Origin of the sequence: Haloplanus natans DSM 17983 (genome assembly GCF_000427685.1) — an archaeon.
Classification (GTDB): domain Archaea; phylum Halobacteriota; class Halobacteria; order Halobacteriales; family Haloferacaceae; genus Haloplanus; species Haloplanus natans.
Map to the genome: position 1 here is coordinate 1,329,155 of NZ_KE386573.1, position 17,588 is coordinate 1,346,742.

Annotated in this window: 16 protein-coding genes and 1 pseudogene; 7 read left to right on the forward strand and 10 right to left on the reverse strand. The window is 61.8% G+C overall.

What is annotated here, in order from left to right; translation table 11 throughout:
• Positions 1–140: 140 nt before the first annotated feature.
• Together HALNA_RS08980 and HALNA_RS08985 are read right to left on the reverse strand one after the other, a co-directional pair.
• Positions 141–866 carry a hypothetical protein gene (locus tag HALNA_RS08980; protein WP_049936049.1) on the reverse strand — a complete coding sequence of 242 codons (726 nt, stop codon included), beginning with the start codon at positions 864–866 and terminating at the stop codon, positions 141–143.
• Between the two features lie 608 nt (positions 867–1,474).
• Positions 1,475–1,822 carry a hypothetical protein gene (locus tag HALNA_RS08985; protein WP_049938020.1) on the reverse strand — a complete coding sequence of 116 codons (348 nt, stop codon included), beginning with the start codon at positions 1,820–1,822 and terminating at the stop codon, positions 1,475–1,477.
• Between the two features lie 159 nt (positions 1,823–1,981).
• Here HALNA_RS08985 and HALNA_RS08990 point away from each other — a divergent pair, with 159 nt between their 5' ends.
• Together HALNA_RS08990 and HALNA_RS08995 are read left to right on the forward strand one after the other, a co-directional pair.
• Positions 1,982–2,473 carry a protein-tyrosine phosphatase family protein gene (locus HALNA_RS08990; RefSeq protein ID WP_049936050.1) on the forward strand — a complete coding sequence of 164 codons (492 nt, stop codon included), beginning with the start codon at positions 1,982–1,984 and terminating at the stop codon, positions 2,471–2,473.
• Positions 2,474–2,591: 118 nt separating this feature from the next.
• Positions 2,592–3,086, forward strand: coding sequence for a DUF309 domain-containing protein (locus HALNA_RS08995; protein WP_049936051.1), 495 nt, complete (start codon positions 2,592–2,594; stop codon positions 3,084–3,086).
• A gap of 24 nt (positions 3,087–3,110) precedes the next feature.
• Here HALNA_RS08995 and HALNA_RS09000 read toward each other — a convergent pair.
• A pseudogene (locus tag HALNA_RS09000) lies at positions 3,111–3,299 on the reverse strand (DUF309 domain-containing protein); the annotation flags it as partial.
• Between the two features lie 111 nt (positions 3,300–3,410).
• On the opposite strand from HALNA_RS09000, the gene HALNA_RS09005 reads away from it, so the two are divergent.
• Positions 3,411–4,256 (forward strand): M14 family metallopeptidase, encoded by an 846-nt coding sequence (locus HALNA_RS09005; protein WP_084509963.1) that lies wholly within the window; start codon positions 3,411–3,413, stop codon positions 4,254–4,256.
• On the opposite strand, the gene HALNA_RS09010 is transcribed toward HALNA_RS09005, so the two are convergent.
• Positions 4,193–4,648 carry a UPF0179 family protein gene (locus HALNA_RS09010; RefSeq protein WP_049936052.1) on the reverse strand — a complete coding sequence of 152 codons (456 nt, stop codon included), beginning with the start codon at positions 4,646–4,648 and terminating at the stop codon, positions 4,193–4,195. The two genes, HALNA_RS09005 and HALNA_RS09010, sit on opposite strands and share 64 nt — an antisense overlap.
• 25 nt (positions 4,649–4,673) lie before the next feature.
• Positions 4,674–5,054: a DUF5820 family protein gene (locus tag HALNA_RS09015; protein WP_049936053.1), complete on the reverse strand. Its 381-nt coding sequence runs from the start codon at positions 5,052–5,054 to the stop codon at positions 4,674–4,676.
• Positions 5,055–5,441: 387 nt separating this feature from the next.
• Between HALNA_RS09015 and HALNA_RS09020 the strand changes: the two genes are divergently transcribed.
• From HALNA_RS09020 to HALNA_RS09035, 4 genes are read left to right on the forward strand one after another with little or no spacing between them, the layout of a single operon-like run.
• Positions 5,442–7,508 (forward strand): PrkA family serine protein kinase, encoded by a 2,067-nt coding sequence (locus tag HALNA_RS09020; RefSeq protein ID WP_049936054.1) that lies wholly within the window; start codon positions 5,442–5,444, stop codon positions 7,506–7,508.
• A complete protein-coding gene (locus HALNA_RS09025; RefSeq protein ID WP_049936055.1) occupies positions 7,505–9,757 on the forward strand; it encodes a PrkA family serine protein kinase in 2,253 nt (750 codons plus the stop codon). The genes HALNA_RS09020 and HALNA_RS09025 overlap by 4 nt, the downstream gene beginning before the upstream one ends.
• The gene (locus HALNA_RS09030; protein ID WP_049936056.1) at positions 9,748–11,064 is read left to right on the forward strand and encodes a YeaH/YhbH family protein; all 1,317 of its coding nucleotides are present in this window, start codon (positions 9,748–9,750) and stop codon (positions 11,062–11,064) included. Before HALNA_RS09025 ends, HALNA_RS09030 begins: the two co-directional genes overlap by 10 nt.
• On the forward strand, positions 11,061–13,067 hold the full coding sequence (locus tag HALNA_RS09035; protein ID WP_049936057.1) for a SpoVR family protein: 2,007 nt from the start codon (positions 11,061–11,063) through the stop codon (positions 13,065–13,067). The genes HALNA_RS09030 and HALNA_RS09035 overlap by 4 nt, the downstream gene beginning before the upstream one ends.
• On the opposite strand, the gene HALNA_RS09040 is transcribed toward HALNA_RS09035, so the two are convergent.
• The 5 genes from HALNA_RS09040 to HALNA_RS09055 all read right to left on the reverse strand — a co-directional run bounded on the left by HALNA_RS09040 (position 13,064) and on the right by HALNA_RS09055 (position 17,564).
• Positions 13,064–13,576, reverse strand: a complete 513-nt coding sequence (locus tag HALNA_RS09040; RefSeq protein WP_049936058.1) for a DUF7344 domain-containing protein — start codon at positions 13,574–13,576, stop codon at positions 13,064–13,066. The genes HALNA_RS09035 and HALNA_RS09040 overlap by 4 nt on opposite strands.
• 1,352 nt (positions 13,577–14,928) lie before the next feature.
• Positions 14,929–15,174: a hypothetical protein gene (locus HALNA_RS09050; RefSeq protein WP_049936059.1), complete on the reverse strand. Its 246-nt coding sequence runs from the start codon at positions 15,172–15,174 to the stop codon at positions 14,929–14,931.
• Between the two features lie 510 nt (positions 15,175–15,684).
• Positions 15,685–16,164 carry an HNH endonuclease gene (locus tag HALNA_RS19350; protein ID WP_342665020.1) on the reverse strand — a complete coding sequence of 160 codons (480 nt, stop codon included), beginning with the start codon at positions 16,162–16,164 and terminating at the stop codon, positions 15,685–15,687.
• 255 nt (positions 16,165–16,419) lie between these two features.
• The gene (locus HALNA_RS19930; protein ID WP_157573494.1) at positions 16,420–16,833 is read right to left on the reverse strand and encodes a hypothetical protein; all 414 of its coding nucleotides are present in this window, start codon (positions 16,831–16,833) and stop codon (positions 16,420–16,422) included.
• Positions 16,834–16,874: 41 nt separating this feature from the next.
• The gene (locus HALNA_RS09055; RefSeq protein ID WP_169719030.1) at positions 16,875–17,564 is read right to left on the reverse strand and encodes a 2'-5' RNA ligase family protein; all 690 of its coding nucleotides are present in this window, start codon (positions 17,562–17,564) and stop codon (positions 16,875–16,877) included.
• Between the last annotated feature and the right edge of the window lie 24 nt (positions 17,565–17,588).

The following is a 17,588-nucleotide window of genomic DNA, read 5'->3' on the forward strand; positions in this document are numbered from 1 at the left end:
TAAGCTGATCTGCAGCCGACATCGGGACAGGCCTAGTGAGTAGACGCTCTGTATGCAGTACGACCGCAGGAACATATTAATTCCCGATCATTTCTCCGACAGTATTCGAGCATCGGACCCAATCTTAGCGCCACTTCTGATCACGTATCCGCCGAATACGAGGGAAGATTAAATTCACGTCCGATCCGAGGTGCGAGGAGCTGCTGGGCCATCTCCGGATCGAGATATGTCGGATCGTCCAAGAGTCGCGCCATCAGTACAAGCGATCGGCCAAGTGATAGGGTGTCGGATTGCTCTTCTTCGTTCACGACTGGAAGGTTGATATCTTCGAACGCCTCTAACAGCCGATCGAGATCACTCACGAGGAGGCGCTTGATCGCCTCGTACTCGACGGCAGATAACGAGCGCTCAGTCGCAATTTTCTCTGCAACTGCGTCGGGGTCGACCTGAGACTGCGTTTCGATCGTAACTGTCGCCGTTCCGCTGGTAAACGGCCCCTCCAGCTCCTGATCGAGCGCCCGAAGCAGGCCGTACTCAACGAGCTGTTCGAACGGAATGCCGATGTCTCGCGAACCGGCGTAGAGGAATGTGATTGCCCCAATAACACCGGACATCTCGTCTTCGCGGAGTGGCAAGTCGTCCGACTCGGCGTCATCATCCGTCAACGGATGAAGTTCGGCGAACACTTGTTTCCGATCTTCCGGATCGAGCTCCTTGGAGAGCAGTTCGAGATCCTTCAGCGAATTCCGGATGCGCTTCCGCATCCGGTAGCGAGTATTGGTCTCGGACTGTTCCACCTCGTACTCCACCTCTCCGCGAAGATATTCTCTCTGGGCGGACGTCAGGAGGGCAGGATCACGATTCATACACAGCTTTTGATTATTTACTAACTAAGTTTTTGTGACCATAGGTAGCAACCACGCAAGATGATCCGAGCAGTTGAATCGACACGAACAGAGAAGCGCCCGTCAAACCGATACCGTCGACGTACTCGGCGTGGCAAGTCAGTGGAACAGGCACCCAGTTACCGTACCGAGCGGCGTCTACTGATCTCCGCGCGATTCAGACGCTCTAATTCACAAGGGGGATCTGGTCATTTGACTCCAAGAGAGCAATCGTGTAGAACTGACGAGTGCGACCATGCAGCCACCGAGGTGAGCGACTGATGACTGCTGGCCTCAGTTGCCCAACTTGTGATCGGTCGACACTCGAATCAGTCTCTGAAGACGCTATGTACGAGTGTGCGAACTGTGGGCAACGGACTCACGTCGTCAGGGCTGCCCGCGAGGATCTAGAAGATTTAGCGACTTCCGATCTTCCCTGTTCAGATATCGCTGAAACGCTGTTAGCGATCGTTCAAGAGAATGGATAACCGTCGTCTGCGTGCTAATGAGGCCGTGTTGGGTCTGACCCGGAACGACAACTCTGCTTCCCTGTTTCGCTTTCGTAGCTGGTCAACACGAGATTCCACTAATCAGAAGCTGTCTTGGACGGCATCCATCTTGCACTGAACACAGAGGTCGTCGAAGATACAGCCGACGTTGTCGTAGGGGCAGACGTGGTCTTCAGTTTCGACCGAGAGGCGGCGTTTCTGCTGTCGCCATTCGACCTCCCAAGCGTCGATAGACATCTCGCTGGAGGTGAAGACGATCTCGCCATCACGGTTCTCGATTTTCGCAACCGTCCCTGGCGCGAGTTCCTCTTTCACGACCGCGATGGCTTCCTCGTAGGACTGACAGTCGCGCCGCTCTCGGTCCGTGTCGAGCAAGACGACCGTGATCGAACGATCAGTCGTCTCGGTCGGGTCAGGGCCTCGTGTCACCATGTACAGCCGTCTCTTAGAGAATAATAAATTCTCGCCTGCTGGGAGGGTCGGTCGAAAGGAGACGACAGGAGAAACAGAAATAATAGCTCAAGCGTCAAGCAACGGGAGACAGACGCCATAGATAGGTATTACACTCGAGCGGTCGATTCACGCACGATGTACAATTTCGCTCCAGCGGCCGAGGACGAACGGATCGTCTTCGGCGCCTGTCGTCCGAATCACCCACGACGAGCGCCACCGGACAGTTCGGTCGACGATTGGGTGCGATATATGCAGGAACGAGACGTCGAACGCGTCTGCTGTCTGCTCGACGAGACACAGCTGAGCGAGTACGACGACCCCCTCGACATCTACGTGGCGGCGTTCGGTGAGGATCGCGTGAGGCACGCGCCGATCGAGGATTTCAGCGTCGTCGACCGGCAGACGCTCCACGAGACGATCCTGCCGTTTCTCGACGCGTCGACCGCCGCCTCGGAACGAGTCGTCGTCCACTGTTCGGCGGGCTCGGGCCGAACGGGACACGTGCTGGCGCTCTGGCTGGCACACGATCGAGGCTGTAGCGTCGAGGACGCCGTCGCCGAAGTACGTCGAATGGGACGTCGGCCGCTCGAGGCCGCGAGTAGGGCAGACTTGCGCGCGTTGCTGTAGTAGACTGTCATACCGGATGCGGTAACGCCTCTCAGCTGTGAAATCCGATCTCCCGCCAACAGTGCTCACGATAGGATCGGTCGGTGCGATTAGGTAGCTTGGACGACTACTCACCCATATGGACGATCACACCCGAGACGACACTGTGGGCCCCCCAACCTCGGGAGATCCCTCCGGGTGGGATACCGGCCGTGGACCATCTAACGGGTGGGAACACGGCACGCTCCGACGAGCAGTAATTCACGGCGTCCGTCTCTACAACGCCGGCGAGTACCACGAGGCGCATGATTGTTTTGAAGCAGAGTGGTACAACTACGGAAGCGGGTCGACGGAGAGCGCCTTCCTCCACGGGATGGTCCAAGTTGCCGCGGGCGCCTACAAACACGTCGACTTCGAGAACGACGACGGCATGCGCTCGCTGTTCGAGACAGCGCTCCAGTATCTCCACGGCGTGCCTGGCGACTACTATGGTGTGAACGTCGACGACGTGCGGGCGACCCTACAGGCTGCGCTCGACGATCCGGACGCACTCGATGGCTGGAAAATCGAGCTCGATGGCGACCGCCCCGTCGCGATGGACCACGACCGTGAGTACGCCGAGCGGCTGGAGTAACCGCTGGGATTAATTGGTACTTCTGAAATCAATCTCGAAGCAGTCGTGAGATTCGTGAAACGCGCCGGAGTTGTAGAGCCGGACGCCGTGGACGACGGCCTTGCGGAGCGTCCCGTGTTCCCACCCGTTCGACTCGCCGCGGTCGGCCCGCCAGCCGGTCGGGTCGCCCGAGACGGGTGGGCCGACGGTGTAATCGCGGGTGTGATCGTCCATAGTGGCTGCAGGCGGTCCACGGAGGTAATGGCTACGGCGTGTGCCTGTGCGGCAATCACGCGCCGCGACGGGACGGAAACGCACTTGAACGCCCGCGGCTAGATGTCGGTAATGAGGATTCGAGAGTTCGGCGAGGACCCCGAGGTGGCGGTCGTTGCCGGGGTCCACGGCGACGAACCCTGTGGCCCGGACGCGGTCGAGTCGTTGCTTGCGGAGCCGCCGGCGTTCGAGCGGCCGGTGAAGTTCGTCGTCGCCAACGAGAAGGCTCTCGACCGCGGCGTGCGCTACCTAGACGAGGACCTCAACCGGGCGTTCCCGGGCGACGCCGACGCGGCGAGCCACGAAGGGCGGCTGGCCCGCCGACTCGTGACCGAACTCGACGGCTGTGCGACCCTCGCTCTCCACTCGACGCAGTCGTACGCGGGGCCGTTCGCGCTGGTGGATACGGTCGACCCCGAGACGGCGGGGATCTGCGCTCGCCTGCCGGTCGACGCGGTGGTGGAGACGGACGCGTACGCCGGCGGTCGGTTGATCGACTACCCCCGGACGGTCGAGGTGGAGTGTGGGCTCCAGTGGTCGGAGGGGGCCGTCGAAAACGCCGCGGAACTCGTCCGGGCGTTTCTGGCGGCGACGGGGGTGCTGGCGGACCCGGGCCGCGACCCCCGCGACGACGTGCCGGTCTTTCGCCTCGCCGGGCGCGTGTCGAAAGCGTCGGCCGACGAGTACGAGGTGTTCGTCGAGAACTTCGAGCGCGTGCCGGACGGCGTCCCCTTCGCCGCGGCCGACGGCGAGAAGTGTGTGGCCGAGGAGCCGTTCTATCCGATCCTGATGTCCGCGGGCGGGTACGAAGATGTCTTCGGGTACGCGGGCGAGCGTGTGGGCCGACTGGCCGATTACGAGGTGTCCTCGCGTGGCGCGAGTTCGACCAGCGTCAGGTCGCGGTCGAGCATACAGTAGTCGTGGGGCGGGTCGCCGAGCACCTCGTCGATGCGGTATTCGGCGTCGAAGTCGACCCCGTCCGGGACGCAGTAGGCGTGGCTGGGGCAGTCGGTGTACGGACACGAACCGGCGAGTGTCGCCTTGCTTCCGGCGTAGGCGACTTTCGATGGGACGTTCGCGGGGACGGGCGCCGGTTCGACTTCGACGGCGCGAACGCCGCCGTCGTGGACCGCACAATCGAGCGTCTGGGCGTTCTCGCGAACGTCCGTGATCCGGTACCGCGTCCCCGGTGAGAGATCGAGGCATTGGCTGCGGTACGGGCAGCCCTCGCACGCGCTCGATTCACCACGGAAGACGAACTCGCGGCCGACCTCGGCGAGACGCGTCCCGATGAGCGTGACCTCGGACATGGGGAGTCGTTCTCGGTCAGGGTGGTTAAGCCTCGCGACCGACGAGTTCGTCGAGGCGGTCGAAGTAGTCCTCACGGGGGACCTGGTAGGCGCCGCGGTAGTCGACATCGCCGGCCGCGAACGCGCGAGCGAGGTCGAGAGCGGCCTTGGCGCCCGCCTCGCGGGTATCGGCCGTCTCCACCCGCGCCTCGACTTCCGGTTCGAGAAACAGCGTGATCGTCCAGCCGTCGTCCCGACGGGCTCCGGGGCGGCGGCGGGGCGACCCCGGCGAGACGTATATCGTCGGGAGACAGGGGGCCGGGAACGCGTCGGTGTCGAACACGTCCGGCCGGTAGGCCAGGATCGCCCGACCGCCCGCCTCCTCGTGCCAGAGCGTCCACCCCGCGGGGAGGTCGTCGAAGCTCATATTTCCCTCTCGTCCCGGCGAGCGTATAGTCCCCCCGGCACGAGGGGCCGCGCGAACGACCTCCGATCCTAACCGTTCGTCTTCGCGCAGACGGCACGCCGAATGGTCTCGAATCGGGAGGCACCGTCCGAATCGGTCGTGACGGACATGGACGACTCCTCGGGTGGACCGAAACAAGATTTATGTATGCTGAATACTGACAGTGTTTATAGTCTCGGTTACCAGCGGACCGAGCAGCCGTCGGTCGGACGCCCCGCCATCCCCTCGCCGCTCCAACGACCAGCATCCCGCGGTCGGGCGTGTCTTGTGGTATGCAGTGCCACACCATGCGACGATCGGTGGCCGGGCGACTGACGGGCGCGCTCGGGTCCGAGACTTCGAGAGACAATGACGAAGGAAACCCTCGAAGACCTCAGCCAGCATTACAAGGAATCGGTTCCGGCGGACCTCCGCGAAGCGAAGGCGTTCGACTGGTATCTGGACGAGGTGTACGACGATCCGCGGATCGCCCGAAACGCCCACCAGCGCGTCGCCGACATGTTCGACTACTACGGGACGGAGTACGACGAGGATGCCGGCGTCGTCGAGTACCTCATGGCCTCGGAGGATCCCTTACACGACGGGGAGAACACCTTCTACGGCCGCGAGGTTCACGAGTCGATCCACGAGTTCGTCAACAAGGTAAAAAGCGGCGCCCGGGGGCTCGGCCCGGAGAAACGCATCAAGCTCCTGCTCGGCCCCGTCGGCTCCGGCAAGTCGCATTTCGACTGGATGGTCCGGCGATACTTCGAGGACTACACCATGGACGACGAGGGTCGGATGTACACCTTCCGGTGGACCAACCTCTGTGACATCGTCCGCGATCAGGACCCCGCGGACGATACGGTCGTCTCACCGATGAACCAGGACCCCATCGTGCTCCTCCCGCAGGAACAGCGCGACCGGGTGTTAGAGCGGTTGAACGAGGAACTCGACGCGCCCTACACCGTCCGCAACGAGCAGTCGCTCGACCCCGCGAGCGAGTTCTACATGGACCGCCTGCTGGCCCACTACGACGACGACCTGAAGGCCGTCCTCGACAACCACGTCGAAGTCGTTAGGCTGGTCGCCTCCGAGAACAAGCGCCAGTGTGTCGAGACGTTCGAGCCGAAGGACAAGAAAAATCAGGACGAGACGGAACTGACAGGCGACGTCAACTACTCGAAAATTGCCATCTACGGCGAGTCGGACCCGCGCGCGTTCGACTACTCCGGCGCCTTCTGTAACGCCAATCGCGGGCTGTTCAGCGGGGAGGAGTTGCTGAAGCTTCAGCGGGAGTTCCTCTACGACTTCCTGCACGCCTCACAGGAGCAGACGATCAAGCCGAAAAACAACCCCCGCATCGACATCGACCAGGTGATCGTCGGCCGCACCAACATGCCCGAATACCGGGACAAGAAGGGCGACGAGAAGATGGAGGCGTTCAACGACCGAACGAAGCGGATCGACTTCCCGTACGTCCTCGAGTACTCCGAGGAGGCCGAAATCTACCGGAAGATGCTCCGAAACGCGGACGTACCGGACATGCACATCGAACCCCACGCGATGGAGATGGCGGGGCTGTTCGGCGTACTCACCCGTATCACGGAGCCAAACGGCGAGAACGTCACACTCGTCCAGAAGGCCAAGGCCTACAACGGCGAAATCGACGAGGCGGACGACGTGGACGTAAAGAAACTGCGCGAGGAGGGCGAACAGTCGGCCGATATCGCCGAGGGGATGGACGGCGTCTCCGCGCGGTTCATCGGTGACGAAATCGCCGAGGCAATCATGGATGCCACCCACCGCGGTCGCGCGTACCTCTCGCCGCTCTCGGTGTTCACCCACTTCGAGCGCAACCTGGAAAATCACGGCTCCATCCCCGAGGAGAACGTCGAGCGCTACCACCGCTATCTCGAACTCGTACGCGAGGAGTACAAGGAGCGCGCCATCGAGGACGTTCGCCACGCCCTCGCGTACGACGTGGACGAAATCCAGCGCCAGGGCGAGAAGTACATGGATCACGTGATGGCGTACATCGACGACGCGACCGTGACCGACGAACTCACCGGACGCGAACAGGAGCCGGACGAGACGTTCCTGCGCTCCGTCGAGGAGAAGTTGGAGATTCCGAGCGACCGGAAAGACGACTTCCGCCAGGAGGTGTCGAACTGGGTCAGCCGGCGCGCACGCGAGGGCGAGGGCTTCGACCCGCAGGACAACGACCGGCTGCGCCGCGCACTGGAGCGCAAGCTCTGGGAAGACAAGAAACACAACATCAACTTTTCCGCGCTGGTGTCGGCGAACGAACTCGACGACGACGAGCGGAGTGCGTGGGTCGACGCGTTGATCGAACAGGGCTACTCCCGCGAGGGTGCCCAGGAAGTGCTGGAGTTCGCCGGCGCGGAGGTCGCAAAGAGCGAACTGGAAGGATGACGGACTACATTCGCGCGGGCGACGAGGAACTCTCCGGCGCGTACGAGGAGCCGATGAGCCTGGAGGCGTACGTCGAGCGGGTGCTCTCGAACCCCTCTATCGCCTCCCACGCCCCGAAATACCTCCTCGAAGCCATCGAGTCGATGGGGACGCGGACGGTGATCGAGGAGGGCGAGGAGCGCGAACGCTACCGCTTTTTCGACGACCCCGCCAACGACGGCGAACACGCCATCCTCGGCAACACGGCGGTGTTGAACGGGTTCGTCGACGATCTGCGGACCATCGCGGCCGACCGGGGTAAACGCGAGAAGATTATCTGGTTCGACGGACCGACGGCGACGGGGAAATCGGAGCTCAAGCGGTGTCTCATCAACGGCCTCCGGGAGTACTCCAAGACCGACGCCGGACGACGCTACACGGTCGAGTGGAACGTCGCCAGCGCCACCGAGGATCGCGGCCTGAGCTACGGCGACGGGATCGACCGCGAGGACGACTGGTACGAGAGCCCCGTCCAATCCCACCCGCTGTCGGTGTTTCCCGAGGGCGTCCGGTCGTCGTTGCTCGACGACCTCAACGAGGCGGACCAGCTCCCGACCCGCGTCGAGGCCGACCTCGATCCGTTCTGCCGCGAGGCGTACGACCTGCTCGAGGAGCGCTACCGGCGCAACGGGGGGACGAACCTCTTCTCCTCGCTCACCGATCCACGCCACCTCAGGGTGAAAAACTACGTCGTCGACGTGGGCAAGGGGATCGGGGTCCTCCACTCGGAGGACGACGGCTCGCCGAAGGAGCGACTGGTCGGCTCGTGGATGCCCGGGATGCTCCGCGAACTCGATTCGCGGGGTCGGAAGAACCCACAGGCGTTCTCCTACGACGGCGTGCTCTCGCAGGGCAACGGCCTGTTGACGGTCGTCGAGGACGCGTCCCAGCACGCCGACCTGCTCCGAAAGCTCCTGAACGTGCCCGACGAGGGGCGCGTCAAACTGGACAAGGGCATCGGAATGGACATCGACACACAGTTGCTCATCATCTCGAACCCCGACCTGGACGTGGAGCTCGACCAGTACGCGGACCGCAACGGGCGCGACCCGCTGAAGGCGCTCAAGCGTCGTCTCGACAAACACGAGTTCGGCTATCTGACCAACCTCTCGCTGGAGGCGGAGCTGATCCGTCGGGAACTGACCAGCGAGACGGCGGTCTGGGAGGCCGAGGGGTACGCCGACCTCGAATCGCGGGTTCGGGAGGGGCTGACGCTGTCGATGCGTGACGGGCGCGGCGGCGCCGTCGAGCGCGAACTCGCCCCCCACACGATCGAGGCGGCGGCGCTTTACAGCGTCGTCACCCGACTGGACGGCGAGGACACGCCGGGCAGTCGCGGGCTCGTCGACAAGGCGCTTCTGTTCGATCAGGGCTACCTGCAGGAAGGCGACGAACGGATCGACGCCGACGAGTTCGACTTCGACGGCGACGACGGTAGCCACGGCGTCCCCGTCACCTACACGCGGGACGTGATCGCCGACCTGCTCCAAGGGGACGCCGACCGCCAACATCCCGACCTGCCGGTCGAGCGGGTCGTCATGCCCGACGACGTGCTCGACGCGATGGCCGAAGGACTCTCCGATGCTCCCGTCTTCTCGCGGGCCGAGGCCGCGGAGTACGAGAACCGCCTCGCGATAGTCAAGAGTCACATCTACGACCGACAGGAGGCGGACGTGCTCGACGCGCTCTTAGCGGAGAAAGGCGTCGACGAGGCCACCGTCTCGGAGTACGTCGAACACGTCTTCGCGTGGGCGAACGACGAGCAAGTCGACGCCGACCGTGGCCCGGTCGACCCCGATCCGCTCCTGATGAAGGTGTTCGAGACGGAGCATCTCGGCCGGTTCGGCGAGGACGCCTACAGCGGGGCGGCGCCGACCGACCGCGTCGAGGAGTTCCGCCGCGAGAAGGTCATCACGGCCATCAACCGCTACGCGTGGGAGAATCGGGACGAGGATTTCGCCATCGAGAACGTCGACGTGAGCGAGATTCCGGTGATCCGGGCCGTCCTCGACGCTCACGACTGGGGCGACGTGAAGCGGCTGTTCGAGGGGTTCGACCCCGCGCAGTGGACGGACCCGCCGTCGGAGACTGAGACCGAACGGCGCAAGGAGCGAACGATCGAGCACCTGCAGGCACAGGGGTACACCCCCGCCTCGGCCGAACTGACCAGCCGCAAAGTGATGCGGGAGGTGAGCTACCGATGGGACTGAGAGAGGACCTCGACCGCTTCCGCGAAGTCGGCGAGCGACGGCGCGAGGATCTGAAGGAGTTCATCCGCTACGGTGACCTCGGCGGGAGCGATCCGGACAGCATCCAGATCCCGATCAAGGTGGTCGACCTGCCGGAGTTCGCGTACGATCCGCGTGACCGCGGGGGCGTGGGACAGGGACAGGGCGGCACACCCGACGTGGGGCAGCCGGTGGGCCAGCCCCAGTCCGACGACGGCGACGGGGAGGACGGCGACCCCGGCGACGAGGCGGGCGACCACGAGTACTACGAGATGGACCCCGAGGAGTTCGCGGAGGAACTCGACGAGGAACTCGGCCTCGACCTGGAGCCGAAAGGGAAGGAAGTCGTCGAGGAGGTGGAAGGCGACTTCACCGAACTCACCCGCGCCGGCCCGAACAGCACACTCGACTTCGAGCGCCTGTTCAAACAGGGGCTGAAACGCAAGCTGGCGATGGACTTCGACGAGGAGTTCGTCCGCGAGGCGATGCGGGTCGCGGGCGCGACACCCGGCGAGGTGTTCCGGTGGTGTCGCGAGGAGAACATCCTCGTCTCGCGGGCGTGGATCGAGGACCAGTGGGGGGACATCCCGGAGGACGAGCGCGGGCGCTGGGGGAGCTTCGAGGAGATGACCGAGTCCGTCGACCGGGAGACGACGCTCCAGCGCATCCGTCGCGAGGGGCTTCGCGAGGTGCCCTTCCGCCGCGAGGACGAGCGGTACCGCCACCCCGAGGTGATCGAGAAGACGGAGAAAAACGTCGTCGTGGTGAACATCCGCGACGTATCCGGCAGTATGCGCGAGCAGAAACGCGAACTCGTCGAGCGGACGTTCACGCCTCTTGACTGGTATCTCACGGGCAAGTACGACCGCGCGGAGTTCGTCTACATCGCCCACGACGCCGAGGCGTGGGAAGTCGAGCGCGACGACTTCTTCGGCATCCGTTCCGGCGGCGGCACCCGCATCTCCTCGGCGTACGAACTCGCCGCAGGGATTTTAGAGGAGCGCTACCCGTGGGCGGAGTGGAACCGGTACGTCTTCGCCGCCGGTGACAGCGAGAACTCCAGCAACGACACTCGCGAGAACGTCGTGCCGCTGATGGAGGAGATTCCGGCGAATCTCCACGCGTACGTGGAGACCCAGCCGGGCGGGACGGCGATCAACGCCACCCACGCCGAGGAGGTCGAACGCGCCTTCGACGGCTCCGACGGCGTCGTCGTCGCGTACGTCTCCGATCCGGCGGACGTGACCGACGCCATCTACGAGATTCTGAGCACGGAGGACGACTCATGAGAGACGACCGCATCGACGCACGGAAGGAAGCGACGCGCCTCACCGAACCGGTCGAGGAGGCGGGAAATCTGGCCCGGAAGCTCGGCCTCGACCCCTATCCGGTCAACTACTGGATCGTCGACCACGACGAGATGAACGAACTCATCGCGTACGGCGGGTTCCAGCGCCGCTACCCGCACTGGCGGTGGGGAATGGCCTACGACCGCCAACAGAAACAGGACCAGTTCGGCATGGGCAAGGCGTTCGAAATCGTCAACAACGACAACCCCTCCCACGCCTTCCTGCAGGAGTCCAACTCGGTGGCCGACCAGAAGGCGGTCATCACGCACGTCGAAGCCCACGCCGACTTCTTCGCCAACAACGAGTGGTTCGGCCTCTTCGGCGACGGGCAGGGCGACGACCGGTCGGATCTCGACGCCGCGGCCATGCTCGAACGCCACGCGGAGACGATCAAGGGGTACGTCGAGGACCCCGAAATCGACCGCGAGGACGTAGAGCGGTTCATCGACGCCGTGCTCTGTCTGGAGGATACGATCGACCAGCACCGGGCGTTCGCCCGGGCCGGCGATCGGCGGGAACGGGACGCGCCGACAGACCTCCGGGAGCGACTGGACGAACTCGACGTCTCCGAGGACGTGCGCCGGCAGGCCTTCGACGAAGAGTGGCTGGACGAACTCGCCGAGGCCGAGCGCGCGGAGGCACGGCTCGAAGACCCCCACGCCGACGTGCTCGCCTTCCTCATGGAACACGGCCGGCAGTACGACGAGGAGTCGGAGAAAGCCGTGGCGTTCGAGCCGTGGCAGAAAGACGTACTCGAAATCCTGCGGACGGAGGCCTACTACTTCGCGGGCCAGAAGATGACGAAGGTGCTCAACGAGGGGTGGGCCAGCTACTGGGAGTCGCTGATGATGGGCGACGAGAACTTCGCCGACGACGACGAGTTCGTCACCTACGCCGACCACATGGCCCGCGTCCTCGGCTCGCCCGGTCTCAACCCCTACAAACTCGGCATGGAACTGTGGCAACACGTCGAGAACGTGACTAATCGGCGCGAGGTGGCGGACAAACTCCTCCGGGTCGAGGGCATCTCGTGGCGGAACTTCCACGACGTGATCGACTTCGACGACATCGAGGACCTGCTCGCGCCCGACGCCGCCATCGCGTCGATCACCCCGGAGACGCTCGAGGACCTCGATCCCGCGGACCCGCGGGTCGACGCCGACGCCCTCGACGCGGCACTGAACGGCGACATCGATATCGAGCAGTATCCCTGGAAAGTGCTAACCACCGCGGGACTGGCCGAGCGCCACTTCTCGCTGTGTAAGCCACAGAACCGCGGCTTCCTCCAGCGGATTCGCCGCTCCGAACTCGAACGGCTGGCGCGGTATATGTTCGACGACGCGAAGTACGATTCGGTCGCCGCCGCCATTGCGGACGTGGATTACGAGGCGGGCTGGCGGCGGATGCGCGAACTCCGCGAGAGCCACAACGACGTCACCTTCATCGACGCGTTCCTCTCCGAGGAGTTCGTGAGCGAGAACAACTACTTCACCTACGAGTTCTCGCAGGCGACCGGCGACTTCCGCGTCGCTTCGGACGTCGCCGCCGACGTGAAGACGAAGCTCCTGCTCCAGTTCACCAACTTCGGCAAACCAACCGTCGCCGTCTACGACGGCAACTTCGACAACCGCAACGAACTCCTCCTCGGGCACCAGTACAACGGCATCAGTCTCGACGTGGAGCAGGCAAAGCGCGTGCTCGAACGCACCTACGACCTCTGGGGACGGCCGGTCAACCTCATGACCATCGTCAAGGAGTACGACGAACACGAACTGGAGATCGCCCGCCGACGGAATCGCGAGCCGACGCCGACCGAGGTGGGCAAGCGCATCCGCTACGACGGGGATCGATTCGAGACGCACGACCTCGATCCGGAACTCGAAGAGCGGATCGCCGCCAACGACATCGACTACGACACGAAACCCGAGGACTGGCTGGCCTAGCGCTTCTTTGGCCCTTCGATCGGCGCGTTCCCGCCGCCGATGTGGTTCCGCCGCGCGCGCCGCGAGTGGATGCCCGCGAAGACGGCAAAGAGTCCGACGACCCCGACCGCGAGCGCCAGGTCCGGCAGTGCCGCGAACGGGTAGACGCCGAGCCACGCCGCGAGGATGATCAGGGACGCCACCGCCGACAGGCCAAGATAGAAGTCACACCACGGTACGTCGTGTTCGCCGACGAGTTCGAGGTAAAGGTCGAGATCGGTCGCTCGATCCGCGAGCGTGATCGTCCCCTCGTCCCGGTCGTAGTCGACGATGCCGGCCTCGTCGAGTTTCGGGAGGTGGGTCTGGTGCAGCGAGGTGTAGACCCGCTTGCGCTGTTTGTAGTTTACGTCGTCTACGTCCACGTCGTTCTCCCACGCCGCGATCCGCTCGGCGAGGTCACGCAGAGACACCGACCCCGGGTTCCGATTGAGATAGTAGAGTACGTACCGCCGACGCTGATTGCTCAGCATCGAGAATATCGTGTCCTTCGAGAGCCGTTCCGGGCCGGATGGCCCCGACGGATCTGCGTTTTGAGTCGACATTTGTTGGCGTAAGGCCGCGACGCTCGACAGAGGTGTCCACGAGAGCGAGGCCACCGTCCGAAACGATCCCCCCCGTGTGGACGACGCTCCGGTGCGTCGCCCCGACCACGTTCACACTCCTATGTGTCCGTTCGTATCATAAAGTCATGGTTTGAGATTCACAGATCAATAATCCGTAACGAAGGGCGACATCTGTCGACACGCTCGGTCGGGGGTTCGAACCACGGCACCGCGGACCGTTCCCTGATTCGAATCCCTTTCTCCTGTTTTCACTCGCTCCGTTCAGAATCATGCTCGGTCAGGGATTTGAACCACGGTCGCGGCGACGCCGCTCCCTGATTCAAATCCTTTCCCTGCGCGCTTTCCTCACTTCGTTCGAAAAGTGCTCGGTCAGGGATTTGAACCCTGGTCGTCGGCTCGAAAGGCCAACATCCGCTTCCGCAGTTCTCACGGTGGATTGGCGTCACGGTCGGTTACTGTCCACTCCGATCAACGGGAGCGAACATCACAGTATCCCGACTTGGTGGTTTCAGAGTGAAAAAGATGCGTGCCGATGGCAGTCGGCCAATCGTGACTCAATGAGAAACGGGAGATAGGCAACATGGAGATTGGCAATCGTCTGCGACGGTAGGGCACGTCCACGCGGGGGATACCGAACGGGCAACGGGATACGGGACGGTCGGGGTACTCCACAGTAATGTCGGATTGTCCCTGATTAGTGGCTACGGACAGCTGAGTAGTTTTTCGCCAAGAACACATATTGTCTCGCCCACTTCCTCGCCTACCCCAATACGGTTACACTGGATCGACGGCGTCGGCTCAGAGTCGGTCGGGGTGACGCCGTGGCCCAGGCGTTAACCAACATCGACCGTCAATACTACCTGCGTGTTGGTTAAGATACGATTCAGTCGGGGTGCAGTGAGGAAAGTGGTCGTGGTCGACGGCGCGGGCTTGCCGCACACGCTACCGGGGATAGCGTGTACGCCTACGCCGCGCACGTCGCCCGCACCGCATGACGGTGAGGGATTGAATGAGTCGGTGAACGAAACCGATGCATCGGGGGAGTGACCTACCCGTGCCCGATCCCGTACATGGTTTGATTAGACGGGTCGGGTTCCCCTTCTGGGGAGGCATTACCCTACGGTTGTAGGTCACTACCCGTGATTTGGTAGGTAGTGACACGACAAAAATGTTAGCCAATCGCTACTAACCGACTCTGGATAATGGAACAGCCGCGAGAAAAAGGAGTTACGCGCCCGCCGTGACGTAGGTGGCCGTTTTCAACCGTTGGTCACGTCACAGAGGTGGACGGGGGTGTACGCCCCGTCGTGGGTCATTTCCAACAGCCACGACACCGACCGTCTCTCACCGCTCGGGCGGCCGTCGTCATCAAGGATGATTAACTCCTCACCTTGAATCACGCCCCGCTCGGTGTCAACGTCGGCCTTGTAGACCGCCTTGAGGCAGTCGGCGTCGGGTAGGGCGGGGTATCGGATTGTCTCGTCGTTAGCATGGACTTCCAGCACCGATTCCTGGCTACCATCTTGGGTGACGATGATCGGCGCGTCTCCCTCAGCATCGGGGCAAAGGACTCTGAACCCGAACTGCGCCCGCAGTCTGGTTTTCAGTACCTTCTCGGCTATTTCGGAGGGTCGTCAGTGTCGGGGCGGGCTGGTTCAATGAACACTTCCTCGGGGTCGGCGTCGACTGGGTCAAGCGACATTACAACCCCACATTGGACGCGGGAGATTGTAAAAATTGTCACCTAAGTTATCCGTTCGTGGCGAACTTATTAGAGTGTTTTGGAGAGGTGAGGTAATCGGTAGACTACGTGTGCCTCTGCCGTCAATCCCCCCGTGAAAATAAGCTCATTGGGAGGGTCGATATGTCACGGGGGGAGGGGTTCGGTGTCTCTCTGAAAACGGGATTTAGACCCACCCCGTCAACACTTACGCGGAGAGAGGCGCGGAGCCACCCGTTCCAAATAATAAAATTTCACCCAAAATATCTTTAATTTATCTGGTCTTCTCGGTCGCTTACCACCGTTCACTTCTTTTTATTTTCTTGTAAAATTTGTCTGCGAGAAAAATCGATCCCATAATCCACCCGAACCCAAACACAAATTCAATAGATGCTGGAATGTGCGGTACAAGCAATCCGCCAATTACCATTAATCCAAACCCTACACAAAACGAAAGAAAACCCTCCGCACTCCCGTATTGTGTTTCCTCCTCGCCCGTCCGTCTTTGCCCCGTCGCTCGACTTCGGCCCCCACTGCTCTCTCCAGTGGGAATACGGTGGCCGTGGATGCTCTCGTGACAGCTCTTACAGACAGTCACGAGGTTTTGTGTGCGGTGGCTCCCACCCTTACTGACAGGTTGACGATGATGGGCGTGCAATTCAGCATTGCCGTGCCGACCACCTTGACGACCACAGTTCTGACACTGGTAGTTATCCCGCCTGTAGACGCGCTTTCGTCGTTGATCCCAGTCGTCGGGGTACTGACCCATAGCCATATATCAACATGACAACTTTTCAATCTTAGTTTCAACTGGTATCGAACTTCGGGACTGCTCGGGTATCACCCGCCGTCTATCGACCGTCACTAATCCCCGAGTCGCGGGGTATCAGAGAATAGCCTTTTCAGTCGCTGTCGTTGCCACTCATCGCCTGTTATTTTGCCACGGATAGGGACTGCGTCGTCGGTTCTGTTTCAATCGCCCTGTATCACACTCCGTGGACCAAGAAAATAGATCGGAAATATCTCAGATTTAGCCGAAAAGGTTCGTTAAACGCTCTTTCAGCGGCTTGTACTGCCAGCCACATCGGTGACATGTGAGGTAGTCGTCTTCCTCATAGCGTCGGACGTACTCTTCACAATTGGGGCAGGTTCCTTCTTTTCGAGTCGTCTCAAAATACTCAGACTTCGGTTTTGAAAAAACGTGGACATCAGTACCGTGAACAGATGAGACGACCATATAGACGTAATTGTCACCATGGTAGACGTTCTGCGGTCCACTAAACCCTGCTCCGAAATGAAGACCGTCCGACTGTGCTACTTCGGTAATCCAGTCGTCAGGATTCGGATAATAATCCCAGCCCTCGCTCTCGACAGCCTCAATTAATTCTTCCTCGTCTTCTTGTCGTTTCCCGTGTCCGTTCGGCATTTGTATATCTATAACCACTACTCGTATTGTCTAAGTGAAATATTCTGTGGAAGGTTCAACTACCACTTCCGCCTGAAACGGGTGATCAAGTTGAAGAACACCCGTCTGACTCCATTCGGAGAGGGTGCGAGGTGGTTATGATCGTCAGGAGAGCGGTGTCGACCAAGTGCTTGCTCAGTTTGCCGCCACGCCTCGGCAGTCGTCGCCATGTCGGGGTCGAGGACTGTCCCTCGGGGTATATCGTACTCCCAGAGCATCGACCGTCGGTCAAGATTCGAGATTCGTGTCGCGTAGGCATCGAACTGTGGATTGTACTGCTCTCGAACGTATCGACGGATATCGTCGAACTGTTCGCCTACATCGCGGAAGGCAACAGTAATGTGAAACTCGTAGAACCAGTCCTTATCGTAGCTCGGATAGCCCTCACAGATGGGACGGAGTTGGCGAGAGATTGACCGACGGAGGGACCGTAATTCATGTGACGGGATGACGTTCGCGTAAATGACCTTCGTGTCGGGGAAAGTTCCGAAGCCGTCGATGCGGTACGGGACAGCGTCGAAGTCCTCAAAGGTATCCAAGAGGCGGCGTTTGACTTCGGGACCGTCGTTGGTGTCGTACGGCCCAAACAGCGTGATGTGTGGCACTGGACGGGGATCGACGGCCCCGCGAACACCGAACTCGTCGGCTACGTCGTAAATGGTGTCCCGAAGCCGTCGCTTCAGATGCCCGCCCGTGCGGACTTCGATCAAGTACCGTCCACCCATGCGTGGTAG